This window comes from Microbacterium sp. A20 (assembly GCF_004794515.1).
GTDB lineage: Bacteria > Actinomycetota > Actinomycetes > Actinomycetales > Microbacteriaceae > Microbacterium.
Genome location: NZ_SSDF01000085.1, coordinates 1 through 23324, shown reverse-complemented (window position 1 = coordinate 23324; position 23324 = coordinate 1). Strand labels below are relative to the sequence as shown.

The 23324-nt window shown below is 68.8% G+C and carries 21 protein-coding genes; 12 read left to right on the top strand and 9 right to left on the bottom strand.

All coding sequences use genetic code 11. From position 1 onward, the window contains the following. Positions 1–178: 178 nt before the first annotated feature. From DW298_RS14110 to DW298_RS14090, 5 genes are read right to left on the bottom strand one after another with little or no spacing between them, the layout of a single operon-like run. Positions 179–931: an ABC transporter ATP-binding protein gene (locus DW298_RS14110; protein ID WP_136043100.1), complete on the bottom strand. Its 753-nt coding sequence runs from the start codon at positions 929–931 to the stop codon at positions 179–181. Then, a complete protein-coding gene (locus DW298_RS14105; protein WP_136043099.1) occupies positions 921–1682 on the bottom strand; it encodes an ABC transporter ATP-binding protein in 762 nt (253 codons plus the stop codon). The genes DW298_RS14110 and DW298_RS14105 overlap by 11 nt, the downstream gene beginning before the upstream one ends. Continuing rightward, on the bottom strand, positions 1679–2794 hold the full coding sequence (locus tag DW298_RS14100) for a branched-chain amino acid ABC transporter permease (protein WP_240745137.1): 1116 nt from the start codon (positions 2792–2794) through the stop codon (positions 1679–1681). Before DW298_RS14100 ends, DW298_RS14105 begins: the two co-directional genes overlap by 4 nt. After that, the gene (locus DW298_RS14095) at positions 2778–3662 is read right to left on the bottom strand and encodes a branched-chain amino acid ABC transporter permease (protein ID WP_029262173.1); all 885 of its coding nucleotides are present in this window, start codon (positions 3660–3662) and stop codon (positions 2778–2780) included. The genes DW298_RS14100 and DW298_RS14095 overlap by 17 nt, the downstream gene beginning before the upstream one ends. A gap of 10 nt (positions 3663–3672) precedes the next feature. Further along, entirely contained in the window at positions 3673–4908 is a 1236-nt protein-coding gene (locus tag DW298_RS14090; protein WP_205820379.1) for an amino acid ABC transporter substrate-binding protein, read from the bottom strand. A 127-nt stretch (positions 4909–5035) separates the two neighbouring features. Between DW298_RS14090 and DW298_RS14085 the strand changes: the two genes are divergently transcribed. Beyond that, positions 5036–6049: a LacI family DNA-binding transcriptional regulator gene (locus tag DW298_RS14085; protein ID WP_136043098.1), complete on the top strand. Its 1014-nt coding sequence runs from the start codon at positions 5036–5038 to the stop codon at positions 6047–6049. Positions 6050–6057: 8 nt separating this feature from the next. Further along, a complete protein-coding gene (locus tag DW298_RS19385) occupies positions 6058–6231 on the top strand; it encodes an antitoxin VbhA family protein (RefSeq protein WP_168429572.1) in 174 nt (57 codons plus the stop codon). A 75-nt stretch (positions 6232–6306) separates the two neighbouring features. On the opposite strand, the gene DW298_RS14080 is transcribed toward DW298_RS19385, so the two are convergent. From DW298_RS14080 to DW298_RS14070, 3 genes are all read right to left on the bottom strand, one after another. Further along, complete coding sequence (locus DW298_RS14080; RefSeq protein WP_136043097.1) at positions 6307–7806, bottom strand: arylsulfatase; 1500 nt, start codon at positions 7804–7806, stop codon at positions 6307–6309. An 86-nt stretch (positions 7807–7892) separates the two neighbouring features. Continuing rightward, complete coding sequence (locus DW298_RS14075) at positions 7893–8786, bottom strand: formylglycine-generating enzyme family protein (RefSeq protein ID WP_136043194.1); 894 nt, start codon at positions 8784–8786, stop codon at positions 7893–7895. An 84-nt stretch (positions 8787–8870) separates the two neighbouring features. Continuing rightward, the gene (locus DW298_RS14070; RefSeq protein ID WP_136043096.1) at positions 8871–10043 is read right to left on the bottom strand and encodes an ROK family transcriptional regulator; all 1173 of its coding nucleotides are present in this window, start codon (positions 10041–10043) and stop codon (positions 8871–8873) included. 108 nt (positions 10044–10151) lie between these two features. Here DW298_RS14070 and xylA point away from each other — a divergent pair, with 108 nt between their 5' ends. Genes xylA through DW298_RS14055 form a run of 3 tightly spaced genes read left to right on the top strand, consistent with a single transcriptional unit; the run spans position 10152 to position 12967 of the window. After that, positions 10152–11357, top strand: coding sequence for a xylose isomerase (xylA, locus tag DW298_RS14065; RefSeq protein WP_136043095.1), 1206 nt, complete (start codon positions 10152–10154; stop codon positions 11355–11357). Between the two features lie 8 nt (positions 11358–11365). Next, on the top strand, positions 11366–12649 hold the full coding sequence (gene xylB, locus DW298_RS14060; protein WP_136043094.1) for a xylulokinase: 1284 nt from the start codon (positions 11366–11368) through the stop codon (positions 12647–12649). Between the two features lie 12 nt (positions 12650–12661). Then, positions 12662–12967: an NIPSNAP family protein gene (locus tag DW298_RS14055; protein ID WP_136043093.1), complete on the top strand. Its 306-nt coding sequence runs from the start codon at positions 12662–12664 to the stop codon at positions 12965–12967. A gap of 12 nt (positions 12968–12979) precedes the next feature. On the opposite strand, the gene DW298_RS14050 is transcribed toward DW298_RS14055, so the two are convergent. Then, a complete protein-coding gene (locus tag DW298_RS14050; protein WP_136043092.1) occupies positions 12980–13474 on the bottom strand; it encodes a MarR family winged helix-turn-helix transcriptional regulator in 495 nt (164 codons plus the stop codon). A 91-nt stretch (positions 13475–13565) separates the two neighbouring features. Here DW298_RS14050 and DW298_RS14045 point away from each other — a divergent pair, with 91 nt between their 5' ends. The 7 genes from DW298_RS14045 (at position 13566) to DW298_RS14015 (ending at position 23266) form a co-directional block, all read left to right on the top strand. Then, positions 13566–14672, top strand: a complete 1107-nt coding sequence (locus tag DW298_RS14045) for an LLM class flavin-dependent oxidoreductase (protein ID WP_342589081.1) — start codon at positions 13566–13568, stop codon at positions 14670–14672. An 11-nt stretch (positions 14673–14683) separates the two neighbouring features. Then, complete coding sequence (locus DW298_RS14040) at positions 14684–15352, top strand: NAD(P)-binding domain-containing protein (protein WP_342589080.1); 669 nt, start codon at positions 14684–14686, stop codon at positions 15350–15352. A gap of 74 nt (positions 15353–15426) precedes the next feature. Next, positions 15427–15984, top strand: a complete 558-nt coding sequence (locus tag DW298_RS14035; RefSeq protein ID WP_136043091.1) for a hypothetical protein — start codon at positions 15427–15429, stop codon at positions 15982–15984. A gap of 69 nt (positions 15985–16053) precedes the next feature. Next, the gene (locus DW298_RS14030; protein WP_136043090.1) at positions 16054–19002 is read left to right on the top strand and encodes a YhgE/Pip domain-containing protein; all 2949 of its coding nucleotides are present in this window, start codon (positions 16054–16056) and stop codon (positions 19000–19002) included. Then, on the top strand, positions 18999–21179 hold the full coding sequence (locus DW298_RS14025) for a YhgE/Pip domain-containing protein (protein ID WP_136043089.1): 2181 nt from the start codon (positions 18999–19001) through the stop codon (positions 21177–21179). Before DW298_RS14030 ends, DW298_RS14025 begins: the two co-directional genes overlap by 4 nt. 29 nt (positions 21180–21208) lie before the next feature. Continuing rightward, entirely contained in the window at positions 21209–21826 is a 618-nt protein-coding gene (locus DW298_RS14020) for a TetR/AcrR family transcriptional regulator (RefSeq protein ID WP_136043088.1), read from the top strand. 39 nt (positions 21827–21865) lie between these two features. Next, positions 21866–23266: a threonine/serine exporter family protein gene (locus DW298_RS14015; protein ID WP_136043087.1), complete on the top strand. Its 1401-nt coding sequence runs from the start codon at positions 21866–21868 to the stop codon at positions 23264–23266. The last annotated feature ends 58 nt before the right edge of the window (positions 23267–23324 follow it).

Sequence of the window (23324 nt, the reverse complement as noted above, 5' to 3'; positions counted from 1 at the left end):
CTCTCAACGTCGTCGTCGTGTGGTGTCGTGCCAATGGTCGTGCCCCTCTCCGGGGCGGCACTGCAGCGGAGAAGGCTCAGCGGTACTGCGGCTCAGGGCGTAAACGCTTTCGCAAGCGCTTTCGCCGGATGGACGAGAAAGGCGGGAGGAGGCATCGATCGCCTCCTCCCGCCGGGTTTCATCCCGCGTCGGGGACGGCGGGCTTACCGCCGAGATACAGCGCGGCGAGGGTCGGATCCGCAAGGAGCTCGGATGCCGGGCCCGAGATGTGCACCCGACCGAGGTCTAGCACGCATCCGATGTCGGCGGTCTCGAGCGCTCGCCGGGCGTTCTGCTCGACCAGCAGCACCGCGGTGCCGGCGTCTCGCATGCGCACGATCTGCTCGAAGACCTTCTCGGTCGTCTTGGGGTCGAGGCCCATCGACGGTTCGTCGAGGAGCACGACCTTCGGGCTCACCATCAGCGACCGAGCGAACTCGACCTGCTTCTGCTGACCGCCCGAGAGCAGGCCGGCGAGCTGCTTCCACCGCTCCCCCACGATCGGGAAGAGGTTCTGCACGAACTCGACCCGCTCCTGGATGACCTTCTGATCCTTGAGGGTGAAGGCGCCGAGCATCACGTTCTCGCCGACCGTCATCTCGCGGAACACGCTGTGCCCCTGCAGCACGTGCGCGAGCCCGTGCCGCAGCATCGACTGCGGTCCCTCGCCGGTGATGTCTCGGCCGTCGACGCTGATGCTGCCGGAGCGGGGCTTGAGCATGCCGCTGGCCACCTTGAGCACGGTCGACTTGCCGGCGCCGTTGGGCCCGACGAGGCAGACCACCGAACTGGGCGGCACCTCGACCGTGAGGCCGCGGAGCACGAGCGCCGCCCGGCCGTAGCCGGCTTCGATGTCGCGCAGCTCGAGCAGGTTCTTCGCTTCAGACTCCAAGGTAGGCCTCCAGGACTCGCGGGTCTTGCTGGATGATCTCAGGCGTTCCCTCGGCGATCTGGCGTCCGCGGTCGAACACCACGACGTGGTCGCACAGGCTCATGACCATTTCCATGTTGTGCTCGACGATGATGAACGTCTTACCCTCTTCGTTGAGCTCGCGCACCAGGGTGGCGATGCGTCCGATGAGGGCGGGGTTCACCCCACCGGCGGGCTCGTCGAGCATGATCGTGTCGGGCTCGCCCATGAGCACGCCCGCCAGCTCCAGCAGCTTCTGCTGCCCGTAGCTGAGGTTGCGGGCCTCGGCGTGCTCGAGGTGGTCGATGCCGACGCGCCGCAGCCAGCCGCGCGCCCGCTCCAACTCGTCCGGATCGTGCGCGGAGCGCAACTGCTGGCGGATACTCGTGCTGCGCACCGCCACGAGCAGGTTCTCCATCACGGTCATGCGCGGGAAGACCCGGCACAGCTGGAAGCTGCGGCCGATGCCGGCGCGGGCGATGCGGTCGGGCGACTTGCGGGTGATCGCCTGCCCCCGGTACCGCACCTCACCCGAGTCGGGCTTGATCATTCCGGTGACGCAGTTGAAGAAGGTGGTCTTGCCCGAGCCGTTGGGCCCGATCAGGCCGTTGACCTTGCCCTCCTGGAACGTGACCGTCGCACCGTCGACGGCGGTGACGCCACCGAAGGACTTGGTCATCTCGACCGTGCTCAGGCTCTCGAGCGTCGTGGGCTGTGCCGTGGGGGCGTTCATGACGACGTCTCCTTCTTCGAGGCATCCGCTGTTCGGGCCTTGTTCTGCTCCAGGAGCTCGCCGGCGGTGACCTCGCGGATCGACGCGGCGTTCGAGGAGCGCGTGAACAGTCCCTTCACGGCGGGGATGATGCCGTCGGGCATGAAGAGCACGACGATGCCGAGCAGGATGCCGGTGGCGATGAGGTGGAACTGCGTGTCGCCGAACTCGAGCTTGAAGTACTCGAGCGCGATGCCGACGACAACGGCTCCGAGCAGCGGGCCGAAAAGGTTCCGCACTCCCCCGAGCAGGGCCATCAGCACCATGTAGGAGCCGATGAGGATCGAGAACTGGAAGATGGGATCCAGGTCGCCGAACCACAGCGCGTAGAGTCCGCCGCCCAACGACACGAACAGCGCCGACAGCACGTAGGCGATCAGCTTGTACCGCGTGGTGGGCACGCCGAGGGCCTGCGCCTTGTCTTCGTCTTCGCGGACCGACTTGAGCGCGGTGCCGAACTTGGACCGGTCGATGATCCACCAGACCACCAGAGCTACGGCCAGGAGGCCCGCGAACAGGTAGTAGAAGATGCGGTGGTGCTCGGGCCGCAGCACGTCGAACGGACGAGGGACGTTGAGCCCCTCGGAGCCGCCGGTGACCTCGCGCCAGCTCTGGAACACCAGCAGCATGATCAGCACGAAGGCGATCGACACGATCACGAACGAGGCGCCGCGCACCCGGAGGGCGGCGATGCCGATCGGGATCGCGATGATCGAGACGAGCACGGCCGCGAGGATCCAGGCGACGAAGCCGGGCAGCGCCAGGTACTTGATGAGGAGGCCGGTGCCGTAGGCGCCGAGTCCGAAGTAGGCGGCGTGCCCGAGCGAGATGTATCCCGTGAACCCGCCCATGAAGTTCCACCCCGTCGACAGCACGGCGTAGTTGAGGATGACGACGCCCGCCGACAGGATGTACGGGTTCGGGGCGATGGTCGGGAACGAGAGGACGAGGGCTGCGCCCACCACGAGGAGGACGATCCGCACCCACTTCGACGACGAGCGCCGCACGGGGGCGGGGGGAGCGATCACGACCGTCTCGGTGGCGATCGGCTCTCTGCTAGAAACGCTGGGCAAGACGACCTCCGAAGAATCCTTGCGGACGGAACATGAGCGTGGCGAACAGGGCGACGTAGAACACCGTCTGCGCCCAGGTCGGCCCCAGCGGGAGCTGGAGCAGGCTCTGTGCGACGCCGAGGACGAGAGCCGCGATGGCGGCGCCCGGGATGCTGCCGAGCCCGCCGACGACGATGATCGCCATGAGCGGTCCGATCCAGTGCCAGTGCAGCGACGGGTAGATCGTGGCGTCGAGCGAGAGCGCGGTGCCGCCGATCGCCGCCGTGGCGAGTCCGAGACCGAACCCGTAGCCGGCGACGCGGTCGGTGTTGATGCCGACCAGTCGCGCGGCCTCGGGGTGCTGGATCGTCGCCCGCAGCGCCTGCCCGAACTTCGTGTACTTCAGCAGCACGAACAGGAGCGCGAGGGCCACGGCCGCCAGCCCGAAGGCGATGAGCTTGACCACCGGCACCTGGGCGCCGAAGAAGTCGAGGCTCGCACTCGCATACGGAAGGGGGATGCGGCGCTGGGTGCCGGTGAAGAAGAACCCGAGCGCCCCCTCGATGATCAGCGCCACGGCGAACGTGAGCAGCACCGACATCATGGTCAGGGTCAGCGGCTTGAGCCTCGAGACGAGCAGTCGCTGCATCACGACACCCGTCAGGAAGAACAGGGGCACCGTGACGACGAGCGACACGAGGGGGTCGATGCCGGTCTCCCGGTTGAACCACCACGCGAGGTACGCGGCCAGGATCAGGAAGGCGGAGTGCGCGATCATGACGACGCGCATGATTCCGAAGTACAGCGTGAGCCCGGCCGCCAGGAGGGCGTAGAGCCCTCCCAGCAGGATGCCGAGGATCAGGCTTTGCAGCAGCAGTGCTCCACTCACGATGTGCGGATCACCACGTCGGCTTCGGGAAGAGGAAGTCGGCTTCCTTGACGTCGTCCGGGAGGACGATCAGGATCTCGCCGTCGATCCACTGCTGGATGAGGTGCGCGCCGGTGGGCTTGCCCGTCTCGTCCCAGCTGAGCGGCCCGACGACGGTCTCGACCTCGTTCTCGCGCAGCCAGTCGATGAGCTCCTGCTGGCACTCGCCCTGCTCGGCGCAGCCCGCGGCCTCGACCGCCGCGGCGACGACCTGGCCGGTCGTGTACGCGTTGGCCTCGTCTTCCGAGGGCGGGTTGCCGTGCATCTCGGTGTACTTCTCGACGAACTCGATGTTGCTGGGGAACTGCGACTTCGGCGAGTAACCGGTGGGGGCGAGGATGCCCTCGGTCGCACCGCCGATCGCAGCGGCGAACTCCGGGTTGGTCGGTGCGGTCGAGAACGCCGCGAGCTCGGGCTGATAGTTCAGCTGCTGCAGCGCGATGATCAGGTTGACGGCGTCCTGATACTGCGTGCCGCCGATCACCATGTCGGCATCCGACTGCGCGATCTTGGCCGCGATGGTGGAGAAGTCGGTGGTGTTCGGCGGGTAGACCTCGTCCACCACGACCTCGACGCCGCCCTCTTCGAGCTTGTCGCGGAGGCCGTAGGCGGTGCCCTGCGCGAAGGGGTCGTCCATCGCGGCGACGGCGACCGTCTCGGGGCGCTCTTCTTCGGGAAGCGCGAGCAGGTATTCCGCGAGGTTGTTGTAGTGGTCGTTCGCGATCGCGGGGGCCGCGTAGAAGAGGTTGTCGAAGCCCTGCTCGAAGACCTCTTCCGCCGCACCGGCCGGCTCGACGAAGAGCATGCCGTACTCCTGCGCGACGCGAGCCGAGGGCACGACGAGGCGGGTCGAGAACGGGCCGAACACGAGGTCGACGCCGTCCTGCGCGATCAGCGACTCGTAGTCGGAGACGACGCGGTCGGCGTTCGACTGGTCGTCGAGGATCTTCAACTCGACCTGGCGTCCGAGGAGGCCGCCGTTCTCGTTGACGATGTCGCGCCAGGCCTCATAGCCCCGCTCGACGCCCTTGCCGGGTTCGGAGAAGTCGCCGGTGAGCGGCAGCGAGATGCCGATCACGATCGGATCGTCGGATCCACCCCCTTCCGCCTCATCGCCGGGGGCCGAGCAGGCCGAAACCGTGAGCGCGGCGATCGACAGCGTTCCGATCGCTGCCGCGATCCGTCGACCGTGTCTGGGTGCAGTCATCCGAGTCTCCTACGTCATCGTAGCGAAAGCGCTTTCGTAAGCGCTTCCGCCACTATAGTGGGACCGAAGAACGAAGAGCAACCTACCTCGCAATCAGCGTTGATCTTGCTCCACAGGGGGAGGTTTCGTGAAGCGTGAAGGCGCGCCACGACTCATCGATGTGGCCGAAACCGCAGGGGTCTCCCTGGCGAGCGCGTCGCGGGCCATGAGCGGCGGCTCCGGCATCTCTCCGGAAGTGGCAGCGCACGTGCGCGTCATCGCCAAGCAGCTCGGCTACGAACCCAACATGCACGCGCGCGGGCTCGCCGGCGGGCTCGTCCCGACGATCGGACTCGTGGTCCACGAGATCGGCGACCCCTACTTCTCCGACATCGCGAGCGGCGTGATCCGCAGCGCGACCCTCGAGCACCGATCCGTGCAGATCGCCCAGGCCGACCGCACTCCCGACAGCGAGCTCGCGCAGGTCAAGTCGCTGCTGCGCCAGCGCGTCGGCTCGATCATCATCGCCGGCTCCGGATACGCCGACCCCGGGCGCGAGCAGGGCATGACCGAAGCGCTGCTCGACTTCACGCTCTCCGGAGGCCGCGCGGCGGTCATCGGCCGCCACCACCTTCCCGTCGATGCCGTCCTCCCCGACAACCATCGGGCGGGCATCTCGGTCGGACGTCACCTGGCCGAGCTGGGGCACCGCCGGATCGGCGTCGTCGCCGGCCCGCTCGAACTCAACACCGTCGCCGACCGCATCGCGGGTCTCCGAGAGGGAACGAGCGACCCGGACCTGGAGCTCGTCGTCGTCTCGCACGAATTCACCCGCGAGGGCGGCATCGCGGGGGCGCGCGAGCTGCTCGACCGCGACGTCACCGCCATCGTCGGCCTCAACGACGCCATGGCCATCGGCATCCTCAGCGAACTGCGACAGCACGGCATCCGTGTGCCGGAGGAGATGTCGGTCGTCGGCTTCGACGACATCTCCGTCGCCCCGGACGTGGCGCCCGCTCTCACCACCGCGCGCATCCCGATGTTCGAGATGGGCCAGCACGCCGTCTCGCTCATCCTCCGCCCCGCGAGCGATGAGGCGCGGACGATCGAGACCGCACACGAGCTCATCATCCGGCAGTCGTCCGGGCCGCCGCGCGGCTGAGCAGGGCCATGACGACCGCTCGAACCCGATCGCGACGGGTTGAAGACACGATCCGAAGCGCCGAGATCGAGGGCCTGGGGGTCACGCCCGAAACGCGCGCTGACGCCGACTCGTACGTGGCAGGCATCATCGACTCGGATGAGCTCGTGGATCGGGTGCGGGCCCGGTACGGACTCTCCTGAGTTTCATCGAGCCGCCAATAGCGGCGGGACAAATACCCCGTTTCGACGGATCTTCTGTCTAAAACGGTGCGGTGCTCAGGAGCTGCCGACGGTCGAGACCAGCTTCTTCATCACCTGATTGATCGTGAAGGACGCCGACTCCTGCCGAGCCGGGAACTCGGCGAGCGTGCCGAGCATCTTGGCGACGTAAGCCTGAGCGGGCACGAACAGGAACACGTGGTCGAGCACCCAGTCCCAATAGGTGTTCGACGTGATGTCGGCGCGCTCGTACGGATCGGTGCGCAGGTTGAACAGCTTCGGGAAGCGCAGCTCGATGTACGGCTCCTGCCACACCAGCAGGGTTCCCACCGCGCGCTGCTCGAGGAACACGAGCTTCCAGTTCTCGAAGCGCAGCGCCGTGAGGTCGCCGTCGTCCGAGACGTAGAAGAAGTGTCGACGCGGACTGTGCTCGACGGCGCCCGTGATGTAGTCGAGCTGGTTGTGCCCGTCGAGGTGCACTCTGTACTCGGTGCCGTGCAGCTCGGTGCCCGACTTGAGGCGATCGGAAATGTCACCGTCTCCGACCGCCGCGAGCAGTGTGACGAACCAGTCGTTGTGGCTCACCATGCCGTTCAGCGTCGTCCCCGCGGGAATGTGTCCGGGCCAGCGGACCATCGCGGGCACCCGATACGCCCCCTCCCAGTTCGAGTTCTTCTCGTTCCGGAACGGGGTCATACCGGCATCCGGCCAGCTGTTCATGTGCGGGCCGTTGTCGGTGGAGTACATGACGATCGTGTTCTCGGCCAGCCCGAGCTCGTCGAGCAGGTCGAGGAGGCTCCCCACCACATCATCGTGGTCGAGCATCGTGTCGTGGTAGTTCGACTGCCAGCGCCCCGCGCGCCCCTTGCTCTCTTCCTTGGTGTGGGTGCGGAAGTGCATGTGGGTGGAGTTGAACCAGACGAAGAACGGGGTGTCGTCGGCGGCCTGCGTGCGGATGAAGTCGGCGGCGGCGTCGCGGAACTCCTCGTCGACCGTCTCCATGCGCTTCTTCGTCAGCGGACCGGTGTCTTCGATGCGCTGAGTGCCGTCGCCGTTCGCCCACGTGTGGAGCACGCCGCGCGGACGGAACTTCTCGCTGAACCCGGGGTACTCCTCGTCGGTCGGGTAGTCCGGGTGCTCCGGCTCCTCCTCCGCGTTGAGGTGGTAGAGGTTGCCGAAGAACTCGTCGAAGCCGTGGGCGGTCGGCAGGTGCTCGTCGCGGTCGCCGAGGTGGTTCTTTCCGAACTGGCCGGTCGCGTAGCCGTGGTGCTTGAGTGCATCCGCGATCGTGGGGTCCTCCGGCTGTAGCCCCAGCGGGGCCCCCGGCATCCCCACCTTCGTCAAGCCCGTGCGATACGGGTTCTGCCCGGTGATGAACGCCGCACGTCCCGCGGTGCAGCTCTGCTCGCCGTAGTAGTCGGTGAACTTCACGCCCTCGTCGGCGATCCGGTCGATGTTCGGCGTCCGGTAGCCCATGAGACCGTCGGAATACGTGCTGAGGTTGCTGATGCCGATGTCATCGCCCCAGATGATGAGGATGTTGGGCTTCTCAGCCATGGGTGACTCCTTGCTTCAACCGGTGAGACGGGCGGGTGCCCTCGGTCGTAGCCAAGCACTCCCCCGGGCCTGGGCCCAGGGGCGGGTCACTCGGAGCGGGTGAGGCGGAATCCGATGTGCGACATCCCGGTGTCCTCGGCCTGCGGCGAGCGCGCGGCGGGCCGGAATCGCAGGCAGTAGTCCGGGGAGCAGAGGTGCGACCCGCCCTTGAGGACGCGCCGGGGAATGTCGGGGAAGCCGTCCTGCGCGCTGGCCGCGGCGAGCAGGTTCGTCCGCTTGCCCGCATCGACCGGGGTGTCCGAGAGCCGCAGGTGACGCGGGGTGTAGAAGTCGGTCGTCCACTCCCAGACGTTGGCGATCATGTCGTAGAGGCCGTAGCCGTTGGGCGGGTAGGAGCCGACGGGGGCCGTGCCGCCCACCCCCTGGTTGTCGTAGGGGAAGCGACCGAGCCAGGAGTTCGCCTGCGCGACCCCGTCGGGGTAGGCCTCATCACCCCAGGCGAATGCCGCACCCTCGAGTCCCCCGCGCGCCGCGTACTCGTGTTCGGCCTCGGTGGGCAGCCGCATCCCCACCCAGTCGGCGTAGGCGACGGCATCCTCGAACGCGATGTGGACGACCGGATGCTGCAGCCGATCGTCGATCGACGAGTCGGGGCCGAACGGACGGCGCCAGAACGCCCCCGGCTGCCAGCGCCACCAGTTGCGCCAGTCACCCAGGTTCGTGGGACCTGCGGTCGGGGTGAACACCATCGCTCCCGGGACGAGATCGGCGGGATCGGCACCCGCGAAGGCCGCAGGATCGAGCGGGCGCTCGGCCACCGTGACGTACCCGGTCGCGTCGACGAACTCGGCGTACTGCTCGTTGGTGACCTGGTAGCGATCGATAAAGAACGCCGCGACCTCGCGCTGGTGCGCCGGCCGCTCATCGGGATAGAAGTCGTCGGACCCCATCAGGAACGTGCCGCCGGGGATGTGGACCATGTCGCGCGAGTTCGTCACGAGACTCAGCGTAGTGTCCGGCCGCATCGGGGGGACCGGGAGTATTCCGGCCGGTGGACCCTGCGCTCAGCGGGACGCGTCGAACGTCCGGGTGCTCCCCCACAGCGGACGGAACGCCAGCTCGGCCGCACCGACGAGCAGCCGATCGGAGCCGAGTTCGGCGGCGCGGATCGCGACAGCGGCGGCGCTCTCGGGCATCGCAAGTCGCGAGACCTCGTCGACCAGCCGGTCGTGTGCCCCCTCGTCGACCAGCGCCAGGAAGCCCCCGAGGATCACGAGAGCCGGATTGAGCACGTTGACCGCGTTCGCCAGCGCGCTTCCGAGGATCTTCGCCTGCCGGACGAGTTCCGCCTGCACCTCGGGCGCCTCGGCAGCGGCGAGGGCTGCGGCGAGCTCGTCGTCGTCGGCGTCGTCGAGCCCGAGGAGGTCGAGCAGATGCCGGCGATTCACCTCGTCTTCCAGCACCCCGTCGTCGGTGCGACGGTCGGCGCCGTCGATGCCGGGCCGGTTGTGCCCGAACTCTCCCGCGTAGCCGCTCGCGCCGGTGGCGGCCAGACCGTGGATCACAAGTCCGCCGCCGATGCCGGAGGCGCCGCCGTTGAGGTACACGAGCTCGTCGATGCCGCGGCCGGCGCCGAAGAGGTGCTCGGCGAGCGCGCCGAGGGTCGCGTCGTTGTCGACGGCGGTGCGGATGCTCGTCGCCTCCTGGATCATCGCGGCCAGCGGCTCGTCGATCCAGCCGAGGTGCGGGGCGTTGCGCACCACGCCGTCGGCCGAGCGCACGAGCCCCGGCACCGCGACGCCGATGCCGATCACGGCGCAGTCGGCGAGGGCATCCGTCCGCCAGTTGTCGACACGCTCGGCGACGAGGGCGGCGACATCGGCCGTGGTCGGTGTGGCGGTGTTGACGATGCGCTCGCGCACGCGGATGCTGCGGTCGAGGGCGACGGCGGCGATCTCGACCGCGTCGACCTCGGGGTGCACGCTGATCGCGACGACGTCGGCGGAGGGTGCGACCACGGGAGACGGCCGACCCGCCCGCGCCGAGGATTCCGGCGGCCGCTCATCGACGAGGCCGGCGCCCACGAGCTCGGCAACCAGCGCGGCGATGGTCGAGCGGTTGAGACCCGTCGCCTCGGTCAGGGCCGAGCGAGAACGGGGGCCCTCGTGATGGACGATCGAGAGGATCCACGCCAGGTTCGCTTCGCGGGAGCGCGGGGCAGCGGATTCAGGGGGCACGTTCCCACTTTAGGGGTGCGGATGCCTGCTGTCATCGGTTATGTTGTGAAGCACAACTTATTGCGTCCGTGCATCCCGTGCGCCCGCAGCATTCGCAGAGGAGCGATCATGCCCAACCCCACCCGCGACGACAAGTTCTCCTTCGGGCTCTGGACCGTCGGCTACAACGGCACCGACCCGTTCGGCGGCCCGACCCGTCCGGCGCTCGACGTCGTGCACGCGGTCGAGAAGCTCGCCGAGCTCGGCGCCTACGGCCTCACCTTCCACGACGACGACCTCTTCGCGTTCGGATCGACGGATGCCGAGCGCCAGACCCAGATCGACCGCCTCAAGGGCGCACTCGCCGACACGGGCCTGATCGTGCCGATGGTCACCACCAACCTCTTCAGCGCGCCCGTCTTCAAGGACGGCGGCTTCACCTCGAACGACCGCCAGGTGCGCCGCTTCGCCCTGCGCAAGGTGTTCCGCCAGCTCGACCTCGGAGCCGAGCTCGGCGCCAAGACCTTCGTGATGTGGGGCGGGCGCGAGGGCGCGGAATACGACTCCGCCAAGGACGTGCGCGCGGCCCTCGAGCGCTACCGCGAGGCCGTGAACCTGCTCGGCGACTACGTGACCGACAAGGGCTACGACATCCGCTTCGCGATCGAGCCGAAGCCCAACGAGCCCCGCGGCGACATCCTGCTGCCCACGCTCGGCCACGCGATCGCGTTCATCGACTCGCTCGAACGCCCGGAGCTCGTGGGCGTGAACCCCGAGGTCGGGCACGAGCAGATGGCCGGCCTCAACTTCACGGCCGGCATCGCCCAGGCGCTGTTCCACGGCAAGCTCTTCCACATCGACCTGAACGGTCAGCGCGGCATCAAGTACGACCAGGACCTGGTGTTCGGCCACGGCGACCTGCACAACGCGTTCTCGCTCGTCGACCTGCTGGAGAACGGCGGCCCTTCGACAGGCTCAGGGACCACCCCGATTCCCGCCTACGACGGCCCCCGCCACTTCGACTACAAGCCCTCGCGCACCGAGGACGAGGCCGGCGTCTGGGCTTCCGCCGCGGCCAACATGCGCACGTACCTGCTGCTGAAGGAGCGCGCCGCGGCCTTCCGCGCCGACCCCGAGGTGCAGGAGGCCCTGGCCGCCGCGAAGGTCGCCGAGCTCTCCACCCCGACGCTGAACGAGGGCGAGTCGTACGACGACTTCCTCGCCGACCGCTCCGCCTACGAGGACTTCGACGCGGACGCGTACCTCGGCGGCAAGGGCTTCGGCTTCGTGCGCCTGCAGCAGCTCGCCACCGAGCACCTGCTCGGCGCGCGCTGAGTCCGGCGATGGCACTCGTCCTCGGGGTCGACTCCTCGACCCAGTCCTGCAAGGCCGTCGTCGTCGACTCCGAGACGGGTGCCGTCGTGCGCTCCGGACGCGCTCCGCATCCGGATGGCACCTCAGTCGATCCCGCGGCGTGGTGGGTCGCGCTTCAGGCAGCGATCGCGGAAGCCGGAGGCCTCGACGACGTCGCAGCCTGGGCGATCGGCGGGCAGCAGCACGGTCTGGTCGCCCTCGACGTGCAGGGCCGCGTCATCCGCGACGCCCTGCTGTGGAACGACACCCGTTCCGCGCAGGCGGCGGAAGACCTGATCGGCGGGTTCGGGGCCGCAGCCCTCGCCGACCGCACCGGACTCGTGCCGGTCGCCTCGTTCACCATCACGAAGCTGCGCTGGCTGCGCGATCACGAACCCGAGAATGCGGCTCGTGTCGCGGCCGTCGCCCTGCCGCACGACTGGCTGACCTGGCGGCTGCGCGGGTTCGGCCCCGAGCGTCCCGACTTCGACGAGCTGGTGACCGACCGGTCGGATGCCTCGGGCACCGGCTACTGGAATCCGACCACCGGCGAGTACGACCGCGAGCTGCTCATCGCCGCCCTCGGCCATGACGCGGCGCTGCCCCGAGTGCTCGGGCCCCGCGAATCCGTGACGGATGCTGCGGGACGACGCGTCGCCCCTGGTGCGGGCGACAACGCCGCCGTCGCACTGGGCCTCGGTGCGCGGACGGGCGACGTGGTCGTCTCGATCGGCACCTCGGGCACGATCTTCGCCGTGACCGACCGCCCGGTCGCCGAGCCGACCGGCATCGTCGCGGGATTCGCGGATGCCGACGGCGGCTACCTGCCGCTGGTCTGCACGCTCAACGCCGCCCGCGTGCTCGATGTGATCGCCCGTCTGCTCGGGGTGGACCACGATGGACTGAGCGCGCTGGCGCTGACCGCGGAGCCCGGCGCGGGCGGACTCGAGCTCATCCCGTACTTCGAGGGCGAACGCTCCCCCAACCTGCCCGACGCCAGCGCGAGCCTGAACGCCATGACGCTCGCCTCGACCACCCGCGAGAACCTCGCCAGGGCCGCGGTCGAGGGCATGCTCGGTGGGCTCCGCTTCGGGCTCGACGCGCTGCGAGAGCTCGGCATCCCGCTCGAACGTGTGCTGCTCGTGGGCGGGGGCGCACAGTCGCAGGCCGTGCGCGAGATCGCCCCGCTGGTCTTCGGGCTCCCGGTCGAGGTTCCGGAGCCCGCCGAGTATGTCGCCGTCGGCATGGCGCGTCAGGCGGCCTCGGTGCTCTGACAGGATCGGGGCATGATCACCGTTCACCTGCGCTATGAGATCGACCCCGACAAGCTCGACGACTTCACCGAGTACGGTCGCACCTGGATCCGTCTCGTGGCCAAACACGGCGGCACGCACCACGGCTACTTCCTGCCGAGCGAGGGCGACAGCGACGAGGCGTTCGCGCTGTTCACCTTCCCCTCCCTCGCCGAGTACGAGGTCTACCGGACCGCGTCGAAGACCGATCCGGAGTGCGTCGAGGCGTTCGACTTCGCCCGCCGGACGCAGTGCATCCGCCGCTACGAGCGTCGGTTCCTGAGCCCCGTCTTCGAGTAGATCCCGACTCGGCTACTCCAGAGAAGCGTCGTCGCCGATGGGGTCGAGCCCGAGGTGCCGCTGCAGCGCGGCGGTGATGTCGTCGACCTGGGCGAGCTGTTCGGGCGTGAGCGCGTCGACGAACAGGGAGCGGACGGCGTGCAGGTGCGGCACGTTCGCCGCCCGGAAGGCATCCGCTCCGGTCTCGGTGAGAAGAACGTCGACGCCGTGCGCGCCGTCGGCGCACGGGACGCGTCGGACCAGCCCGCGCTTCTCCATCCGCCCGAGGTGGTGTGACAGCCGACTGCGCTCCCAGTCGATGAGGGCCGCGAGCTCGGACGAGCGCGCCCTGCGTCCGTCGGCCTCGCTCAGCGCGAGCAGCACCTGGTAGTCGCCGGAGGAGAGCGACGACTCGCTCTGCAATTGCGCGGCCAAACGGGAGCGGAGGATCTCGCTCGTCTCGACGAAGCCCCGCCAGATGCGCAGCTGCTCGGGCGTCGGCGTGCGGCGACGTCGTTCTTCGGTCATGGCGCCTTCCGGGAATTGATACGTCAATCTTACGGTTGCATGCAGTTGACACGTCAATCCGGAGGGACCGGTGCCGTGGAGAAGGGTCGTGATGGACATGACGGAACTCGAGTTCGGGCTGAACTCCTTCGGCGAGGTGGCGACGGACGGCGGTCGCATCCTGTCGGACGGCGAGACGCTGCGGCTGCTCGTCGAAGAGGCGCAGCTCGCCGAGTCGGTGGGCCTCGACGTGTTCAGCGTCGGCGAGCACTACCGCGAGGGGCACATGGACTCCGCGACCCCCGTTCTGCTGGCTGCCGCGGCACAGGCCACGTCGACGATCGGGCTCGGCTCGTCGGTCACGGTGCTCTCGACGCAGGACCCGGTGCGGCTGTACCAGGAGTTCGCGACCGTCGACGGACTCTCGAACGGTCGTGCTCAGCTCATCCTCGGACGGGCGTCGGCGATCGAGTCGTTCCCGCTCTTCGGATACGACATCGCCGAGTACGAGCGGATCTTCGAGGAGAAGCTCGACCTGTTCCTCCGCCTGATGCGCGAGGAGCGCGTCACCTGGAGCGGCTCCTACCGCAGCCCTCTCGAGAACGTGCGACTGCAGCCGCGTATGCCGGAGGGCGGCATCCCGGCGTGGATCGGGATCGGCGGCAGCCCCGACTCCGTCATCCGCGCCGCCGAGAACGGACTGCCGTTGATGATGGCGATCATCGGCGGACGCCCCGAACGTTTCGCCGGCCACGCGCGCCTGTACCTGCGTGCACTGGAGCAGTTCGGGCGGGCGGAGCTGCCGATCGGGCAGCACTCGCTCGGCCTCATCGCCGACACCGACGACGAGGCGAAGAACGTGCACTGGAAGCACTGGGAGCCGGTCGTGACGCAGATGAGCAAGGAGCGCGGCTTCTACGCACCCACCCTCGAGCGCTACGAGGAGGAGGTCGACACCGGCGCGCTGTACGTCGGCTCCCCCGAGACCGTCGCGCACAAGCTCGCGGCCGCCGTGCGGAGCAACCACCTGTCCCGGTTCGACCTGAAGTACGACATCATGCACCTGCCGAAGGACGTGCGCGAGCGCAGCATCCGCCTCTTCGGAGAGAAGGTCGCCCCGCGCGTGCGCGAGCTGCTCGCCGACGACCCGGGCGAAGGCGCATTCGGCGACCCCGGTGTGGCCCGGATCACGAAAGACGGCAAGGCCGTCCACGCGTGAGGGAAAACGACATGAACGACATGAACGACACCATCACGACCATCGGCATCCTCGGCGCGGGCAAGGTGGGCACCACGATCGCCCGCCTCGCCCTCGCCGCGGGATACCGCGTGCTCATCGCCGGTTCGGGCGCTCCGGAGCGGATCGCGCTCACCATCGATGTCTTCGCGCCGGGCGCGACCGCGGTGACGGCCGAAGGAGCGGCAGCCGAGGCGGATGCCGTCATCCTGGCTCTTCCGCTCGGCAAGTACCGGACGCTCCCCGTCGAACAGCTGCGCGGGACGTTGGTGCTCGACGCCATGAACTACTGGTGGGAGACCGACGGGATCCGCGACGATCTGAGCGATCCGCGCACCTCGACCAGCGAGCTCGTGCAGGAGTTCCTGCCGGAGTCGCGGGTGGTGAAGGCCCTGAACCACATGGGCTATCACGACCTCGAAGACGAGTCCCGACCGGCCGGAGCAGCCGGGCGCAAGGCGATCGCCGTCGCGGGTGACGAACCTGGCGACCTCGCCCGCGTCGCGGAGGTGATCGACCGGCTCGGCTTCGACGCCGTGATCATCGACACCCTGGCGGCCGGAGCGGTGCTCCAACCCGGGAACCCGGCGTTCGGAGCCGACGTCACCGCCGAAGAGCTGCGCGGACTGATCGGAATCGCCTCGCGGAGCGCGACGCGCTGACGGCCCGGTCGGGAGGGACGGAGGCGACGGCCCGGCTAGGCTCCCAGAAGTCGGCGACCCCCACGGAGGCACCGATGCCCACTCCCCTCAGGCTGCGCGCGAGCGCACTCGTCCTCGCCGGGGTCCTGGCCTGCGCCGGCTGCTCCGCGGCGAGCGTCCCCAGCCCACCGGCGGCCGTCGGCGACGACTTCCCCGGCACCTGCCTGCCCGCAGAGGTCTCCTGGCCCTCCGACTTCCTCGAATCCCTGCCCGGGGAGTCCGAGGCGATCGGCGGCACCATCGTGGGCCTGCGCCTCGAGTGGGTCGACGACGACTTCGCGTGGCGACTGCGCAGCGCCGACACCCGTGAAGACGGATTCGGCGAGCGCGTCGACGACCCGAGCTTCGGCCGGGAGTCGCTGGTGGACGTCCGCACCCTGGAGGTTCTCTCGACCGGCGAGACGGAGCTCACCGAGGCGGAGCAGCAGCTGAACGGCAGCAGCGCCTACAGCGTGGCCCAGCTCTCGGGCGAGGAGTACCCGAGTCCGCTCATCGTCGAGATGGCGCGGGTGATGGACGACGGCTCGCCCGTGTGGCAGCTCACGATGTGCGACACCGCCACCAACGAGCTGACGGTCACGACCCTGAACTGACGCGCACACCCGTCCGGCGCATTCAGCTAACTTGCACGCTCGTGTGCACGTATTGTGTAAACTCGTCCTGTGAAACAGAGCTGGCGGGTCTACAAGCGCGACGTCAAGAGACTCTCCCGCGTACCCAAAGCCTGGATCATCATCATCGGGGTGCTCATCACCCCGGCCCTGTACGCGTGGTTCAACATCAACGCCTTCTGGGACCCCTACGCCAACACCGCGAACATCCGCGTCGCGGTGGTCGATCTCGACGAGGGCGCCACCTCCGACCTCACCGGTCACGTCGACATCGGCGAGCAGGTGACCGCGCAACTCGAGGACAACGACCAGCTCGGCTGGACGTTCATGGGCGAGGACGAAGCTCAGGAGGCCGTGAAGAAGGGCGACGTCTACGCCGCCATCGTCATCCCGGCACAGTTCAGCGAAGACCTGCTCAGCATCACCAGTGGCGACTTCACCCAGCCGGCGCTGGAGTACTACGTCAATGAGAAGGCCGGGGCGATCGCGCCCAAGATCACCGACGTCGGCGCATCCGAACTCGACAAGCAGGTCACCACCGCTTTCAAGGAGCAGGTTGCTCTCGCCGCGACGAACGCCCTCAAAGACGTCGGCGACTCCACCGAGCTGCGACTGCTGAACGCCAGGGACAACACCCTCAACGCGTTCGACCAGGCGGCGCAGACCATCTCATCGGCGCGGGAGAACCTCGCCGAGACGCAGGACGGCCTCACCTCGTCTCGCGGCACGCTCGCCTCCGCCCGGAGCACACTCGGCGACGTCGACAAGACGCTCGGCGACGTGCAGAAGTCGCTCGGCCAGACGCAGTCGATCATCGCCGAGACGCAGAAGGAGGTGATCGCCTTCACCGACAGCGCCACCACCGCGTTCCTCCAGGGCACCACGCTGCTCGCCGATGCGTCGTCGAAGGCGAACGTCTCGATCACCCGTCTCACCCAGAGCCTCGAGCAGGCGGGCGTGCGCATCGACGCCGGGATCGACGACGTCTCGAACGTGCTCGAGGCGAACGAAGCGGCCGCCGCGCGTCTGCAGACGCTCGTGGACGGCACCGACCTCAGCGACGAGACGAAGCAGCAGCTCACCGAGGTCATCGCCTCGCTGCAGCAGCGCAACGCCACCGACCAGCAGCTGCTCGCAGACCTGAAGGACCTCAAGGCCAGCGCGTCCGACACCGTGGGCTCCGTTCAAGCGACGGCCGACGCGGTCGACAAGGCGATGCAGGACACCAGGGATGCGTCGTCGGCGATGCGCGACATCCTCACCCGCACCGTCCCCTCGCTGAACAGCGCCATGTCGCAGCTGTCGTCGAGCGTCGGATCGCTCTCGGCGGCACTGGATGCGCAGAAGGGCGTGCTCGCCGAGGCCGATCAGCTGCTGGCCGGGTTGGACTCTCAGCTCGTGGCCACCTCGTCGGCACTAGAGAGCTTCGACGGCGACCTCGCCGGCATCGAGCAGGGCCTGCAGACCTCGCGCACCGACGTCGTCGCCCTCAACGCCGCATCCGAATGGGGTCTGCTGGGCACGCTGACCGACCTGGAGCCCGAGCAGATCGCCCAGTTCATCTCCTCCCCCGTCGAGGTCGACGAGCACCTGGTGTTCCCCGTCGACACCTACGGGTCGGCGATGGCCGCGCTCTTCACGAACCTGTCGCTGTGGATCGGCGCCTTCGTGCTCATGGTGATCTTCCGCGTCGAGGTCGACACCGAGGGCGTCGAGGGGGTCACCGTGCGCGAGGCCTACTTCGGCCGCTTCTTCCTCTTCGCGACGCTCGCCGTCGGCCAGGCGCTGATCGTGTGCACCGGAAGCCTCATCATCGGCGTGCAGACCGTCAGCGCCGCCGCCTTCGTCGGCACCGGAGTGCTCATCGCCCTCGCGTACGTGAGCATCATCTACGCCCTCTGCGTCGCGTTCGGCCACGTCGGCCGCGGCCTGTGCATCCTGCTCGTGATCATGCAGATCCCCGGAGCATCCGGGCTGTACCCGATCGAGCTGATGCCCGGATTCTTCCGGGCGATCTATCCGCTCCTCCCGTTCTCGTACGGCATCGACGCGATGCGCGAGACGATCGGAGGGTTCTACGACGGCCACTACTGGCGGTACCTGGGCGCCCTCGCCGTGTTCGTCGCCCTGGCGTTCCTCATCGGGCTCGTGCTCCGCCGCCGGCTCGCGAACTTCACCCTGCTCTTCAACCGGCAGGTGCTCGCGACCGATCTCCTGATCGGCGAGAAGGTGCAGGTCGTCGGCAGCGGGTACCGGCTCACCGACGTGATCCGCGCGCTCTCGAACCGCCGCGAGTACCGCGAAGACCTCGCTCGACGCGCCGAGCCGTTCACCCGCCGCTACCCGACCCTGCTGAGGGCGACGGTGCTCACGGGGGTCGCCGGGCTCGTCGTGCTCGGGGTCATCACCTGGGCACTCCCCGGATCGAAGGCCCTGCTGCTCGGCCTGTGGACGCTCTGGATCCTGCTCGTCATCGGATTCCTCGTGGCCATCGAGTACATCAAGCACAGCTTCGAGAACGGCGCGGAGGTCGCCGCTCTCGACGACGCCGAGCTGCGTGAGCTCGCCCTCGTCGGGCCCGCCGGCCGTGACGCGGTCATGCCCGCCTCGGCGGACGCGTCGCTCGACACGGTCGGGTACGCACCGGTCGCCACGACCGTGGCCGAGACGGCCGAGACGCCGGACGCTCCGGATGCTCCGGCCGCCGGCGCCGAGGCCGATGCCCTGCTCACCGAGTGGTTCGAGCCGGAGCCGGACACGCAGCCGTACCCGGAGACGGAGACGGAGGCGGAGGCGGAGGCCCGTATCGGACCGGACGCCGAGCCGGATGCCGCCGAGCAGACCACCGACGAGCAGGATGCCGGGCAGACCGCCGACGAGCAGGATGCCGAGCCGGACACCGCGCCGACCACCGCCCAGCAGACCGGAGAAGCACTCGCGGACGAAGACGAGCGCACGGACGACGAACACCGGACCGCAGAAGGAGAGGACCGCGCATGAGGGACATCCTGCACCTGACGGCCCGCGACGTGCGGCACGCGACCCAGAACGTGATGGCGTGCATCGTCCTGTTCGGACTCGTCGTCATCCCGTCGCTGTTCACCTGGTTCAACGTCATCGCCAGCTGGGATCCGTTCGCGAACACGAAAGACCTGAAGATCGCGGTCGCGAGCACCGACGCCGGGTACGAGAGCGACCTCGTGCCGATCCGCGTGAACGTCGGCGAACAGGTCCTCGCCCAGCTTCGCGGGAACGACCAGCTCGACTGGGTCATCACCGATGAGCACGACGCGATCGACGGGACGAAGTCCGGCGAGTACTACGCCGCCATCGTGCTGCCCGAGACGTTCAGCGCCGACATGCTCACGTTCTACGCCGACGGCGGCGACCGCACGCACATCGCGCTCTACACGAACGAGAAGAAGAACGCCCTGGCGCCGAAGATCACCGGGCAGGGTGCGGAAGGGGTCTCGTCCGCGATCAGCAGCACCTTCGCCGAGACGCTCGGCGACGTGGCTCTCGGCCTCGTCTCGTCGATGTCGGACTATCTCACCGATGAGGACACGCAGGCCGCACTCACCCGCATCGAGGCGCGCCTCGGGAGCGTGGGAGATCAGCTGCGGTCCGGGGCGCGCACGGCCGACAGCTTCACGGCTCTGCTGGAGGCGAGTCGGCCGCTGCTCGACAGCGCCTCGGGCCTGGTCGGCTCGGCCGGTGACGCGTTCACCGACACCTCCGGCGCGCTCGGCAGCGGGGTGGACGCGGCGGGCACGCTGAAGTCGACCCTGCAGACGGCATCGCAGTCCCTGGCGGATGCGCTCGCGGCGACGTCGAGCAGCTACGACGCGGTCGGCCAGCGCATCGACGAGCTGTACGCCGGCGCCGACTCGCTCAGCGGCAGTCAGGTGCAGGCGATCACCACGCTCGCCGAGCGCGTGCAGCAGCAGATCGATCAGTACTCCGCGGTCAAGAACACCCTGGAGACCGAGGTCGGACCGAACCTTCCCGAATCCGCGCAGCCCGACTTCGACGCCGTGATCAGCCGGCTCGACGAGGCCATCGCGCGGCAGCAGGCACTGCAGGAGCGCCTCCAGACCGCGGCGACCGAGATCGCGGCCGGCAATGATGCGGCCCAGAGCTCGCACCAGGAGATCACCGCCGCGATCGCCGCGGCGAAGAAGGCGATCACGGACGCACGAAGCACGTACGACAACGGACTGAAAGCGCAGCTGAACTCCCTCTCGTCGACCCTCACGCAGATCGGCTCCGACGTGTCAGCGATCCGCTCCGACCTCTCCGGCATCACGTCCGGCCTCTCCGGAGCATCCGATTCCGTGCAGTCGACCCTGTCGCGCGCGCAGGAGGCCACCACGCAGCTGTCGGCATCGCTGAACACGCTGGCCGACCGGTTCGACGCCGTTCAGCAGGCGATGACGAAGGCCGCGGACACCGGCGATTTCAGCGAGCTGATGGGCGCCGACCCCGGCGTGCTCGCCACCTCCCTCGCCGAGCCCGTGCGCGTGGACCGCACCGCGGTGTTCCCGGTGGCCGGTTTCGGCGCGGCCATGGCTCCGCTGTACATGATCCTGGCCCTCTGGGTGGGTGCGCTGCTGATGACCGTGACGATCCGCGTCGACGTGAACGCCGAAACGCTCCCCGACCGGGCCGAACTCACTCCGACGCAGAAGTACCTCGGCCGCTACGGCATCTTCGGCCTCGTCGGGCTCGCACAGAGCACGCTGCTGACCCTCGGGCTGATCCTCTTCGTGCAGGTCGAACCCGCGCATCCGCTCCTGCTGATCCTGGCGGGGTGGGCGATCTCGACCGTGTTCACGCTCATCGTCTACACGGCCGTGGTCGCGTTCGGCAACGCGGGCAAGGCGCTCTCGGTGCTGCTCCTGGTGATCCAGATCTCGGGGTCGGGCGGCGCGTACCCGCTGCAGCTGCTCCCCGACTGGTTCCAGAGCATCAGCCCGTTCCTGCCCGCGACCTACGCCGTCAACATGGTGAGATCGGCGATCGCCGGCGTCTACCAGGGCGACTTCTGGTGGTCGCTGGGCGCGCTCGCACTGTTCATCATCCCCGCGCTGCTCCTCGGTCTCGTGCTCCGGCGCCCTCTGATGACGTACAACCGCAAGCTCGTCGACGCGCTCGCGTCGACCAAGTTGATGTCGTGATTCCTGTGTCTCCGCGAAAGGACCCCGAAGTGACCGCACCGAATCCCCGACGTCGTCGCGATGCGCTCGCCAACCGCGAGGCCCTGCTGCGCGCGGCGCAGTCGGTGCTCGCGACCAACCCGACGGCATCGCTCGACGTGATCGCCCAGGCCGCCGGCCTCACGCGGCGGTCCGTCTACGGCCACTTCGCCGACCGCGACAGCCTGCTGCGCGAGGTGATCGCCGTCGGCGCGCAGCGGTTCAACGCGATCGCCGAGGCCACCGACGAATCCGACCCCCGGGTCACGCTCGCGCGCATGGCGACGCGACTGTGGCGGGAGGCCTCGGCCGTGCGCGCGTCGGCCAACATCGCCCTCGATGATGCGCATCTGACCGACACCGTGCTCGCCCTGGCACCGCTGCGCCGAAGAATCCGCGACCTGACGAGGGCCGGAGTGGAATCCGGGGCGTTCCGCGCAGACATGCCGGCCGAGCTGCTCGCCTTCCTCATCGAGGAGACGGCGCGGGCCACCCTGCGCGAGCTGCGGCTCACCACGACCGATGCCGACTCGACCGTCGTCCGCGTGGTGCTGAGCATCGTGGGGCTCTCGTGGAAGGAGCAGGCCGAGCTCATCGGCGCACACCCCGAGATCTTCGCGCAGGACTGAGGCCGCGGCGGGCGGCCCGCGTCCGGGAGAATGGACGACATGTCCGCGACACCCCGCCGGCCGCTGCTCTCCTCCGTGCGCCGCCTGCTGCACACCGACCCCTCCACGGTCGCGCACACGGAGGTCCTGCCCGTCATCGACGAGCGCACGGTGCCCCGGGTGCTCGACCTCGCGACGCGCATCGGCGAGTCGATGTTCGCGGTCGGCGCTTCCGCCCATGAGGTGACCCTCGCGATCACCCGCGTGTGCGACGCGTACGGGATGAAGGGCGTGCAGGTCGACGTCACCTACAACTCGATCGCCGTGTCTTTCCACCTGAGCGGCGAGGTGTGGCCCGAGACCCTGGTGCGCGTCGTGCGGGTCACCGCCCCCGATCACGCCAAGCTGCAGCGGGTGCAGGCGCTCGTCGCCGACATCGACGTCGGGCTCGACCTCGAATCCGCGCGTACGGCGTTCCGGGCGATCCGGCGGGTCCCGTTCCGGTACCAGCAGCCGGTCGTCATCGTCGCGCGCGCCCTGCTCGCGGTCGGTGTCAGCATCATGCTCGGCGCCTCCCCGATCATCGTCGGCCTCACGTTCGTCGCCGCCCTGTGCGCGGCACTCACCCAGGCGGGTCTCGCGCGGCTGCGGGTGCCGCTGTTTTTCAGCCAGATCGCCGGAGCTTTCGTGACCACGGTCGTGGCGGTGGTGGTGTCGGCGCTGGGCTCAGCGGGGATCGAGCCGTTCGTCGGCATCCGGCCCTCCATCATCGTGGCCTCGGGCATCGTGCTGATGCTGGCCGGGCTCACCGTGGTCGGCGCCGCGCAGGACGCGATCGACGGCTTCGCGCTCACCGCCGGCGGGCGCATCCTCGACCTCACCATGCAGACCCTCGGCGTGGTGATCGGCATCCTCGTCGGCCTGGAGCTCGGGAGCGTCCTGGGGTTCACCATGGACCTGCCCGACGACCCGGCGCCGTTCGGTCCGGTCCTGAACCAGTTCGTCGGCGCGATCATCATCGCGGTCGCCGTGGCGGTGTTCAACGGCGCCGGCATCCGCATCATCCTGGTGAGCGCTCTGCTCAGTGCGGTGACCCTTGCGGGCTACTCGGCGTCGGTGGCGCTGAACCTGCACCCGGCCGCGGCGAGCGCGGTCGGAGCTCTGCTCGCGAGCTTCCTCGGGATGCTGATCGCGCGCAACCTGCACGTTCCGTCGGTCGCGGTCACGACTGCGGCGATCGTCCCCCTCGTTCCCGGTGTCGCGGTGTTCCAAGGACTGTTGGAGATGGTGCACGCCACCGGAACCTCCACGGGGATGCTGGTCGCCGGCGGATCGCTCATCGACGCCGCGGTGATCGGCATCGGGCTGGCATCGGGTGCGTCGCTCGGTCTCTACCTCGGCACTCCCGTACGGGCGACTCTCGCGAGCGTGGCCAAGACCCGCGCTCGCGTGCGGCGCTGAGCACACCCCTCCCTCGCATCTCTCACCCCCTCTCACTCCCCCCCTCTCACCTCCCCCT

Excerpts from the sequence above, each read along its gene's own strand:
- DW298_RS14105 (WP_136043099.1), bottom strand. The coding sequence starts at position 1,682 with ATGAACGCCCCCACGGCACAGCCCACGACGCTCGAGAGCCTGAGCACG.
- DW298_RS14090 (WP_205820379.1), bottom strand. The coding sequence starts at position 4,908 with ATGACTGCACCCAGACACGGTCGACGGATCGCGGCAGCGATCGGAACG.
- DW298_RS19385 (WP_168429572.1), top strand. The coding sequence starts at position 6,058 with ATGACGACCGCTCGAACCCGATCGCGACGGGTTGAAGACACGATCCGA.
- DW298_RS14080 (WP_136043097.1), bottom strand. The coding sequence starts at position 7,806 with ATGGCTGAGAAGCCCAACATCCTCATCATCTGGGGCGATGACATCGGC.
- DW298_RS14075 (WP_136043194.1), bottom strand. The coding sequence starts at position 8,786 with ATGGTCCACATCCCCGGCGGCACGTTCCTGATGGGGTCCGACGACTTC.
- xylA (WP_136043095.1), top strand. The coding sequence starts at position 10,152 with ATGCCCAACCCCACCCGCGACGACAAGTTCTCCTTCGGGCTCTGGACC.
- xylB (WP_136043094.1), top strand. The coding sequence starts at position 11,366 with ATGGCACTCGTCCTCGGGGTCGACTCCTCGACCCAGTCCTGCAAGGCC.
- DW298_RS14055 (WP_136043093.1), top strand. The coding sequence starts at position 12,662 with ATGATCACCGTTCACCTGCGCTATGAGATCGACCCCGACAAGCTCGAC.
- DW298_RS14050 (WP_136043092.1), bottom strand. The coding sequence starts at position 13,474 with ATGACCGAAGAACGACGTCGCCGCACGCCGACGCCCGAGCAGCTGCGC.
- DW298_RS14045 (WP_342589081.1), top strand. The coding sequence starts at position 13,566 with ATGGACATGACGGAACTCGAGTTCGGGCTGAACTCCTTCGGCGAGGTG.
- DW298_RS14040 (WP_342589080.1), top strand. The coding sequence starts at position 14,684 with ATGAACGACATGAACGACACCATCACGACCATCGGCATCCTCGGCGCG.
- DW298_RS14035 (WP_136043091.1), top strand. The coding sequence starts at position 15,427 with ATGCCCACTCCCCTCAGGCTGCGCGCGAGCGCACTCGTCCTCGCCGGG.
- DW298_RS14025 (WP_136043089.1), top strand. The coding sequence starts at position 18,999 with ATGAGGGACATCCTGCACCTGACGGCCCGCGACGTGCGGCACGCGACC.
- DW298_RS14015 (WP_136043087.1), top strand. The coding sequence starts at position 21,866 with ATGTCCGCGACACCCCGCCGGCCGCTGCTCTCCTCCGTGCGCCGCCTG.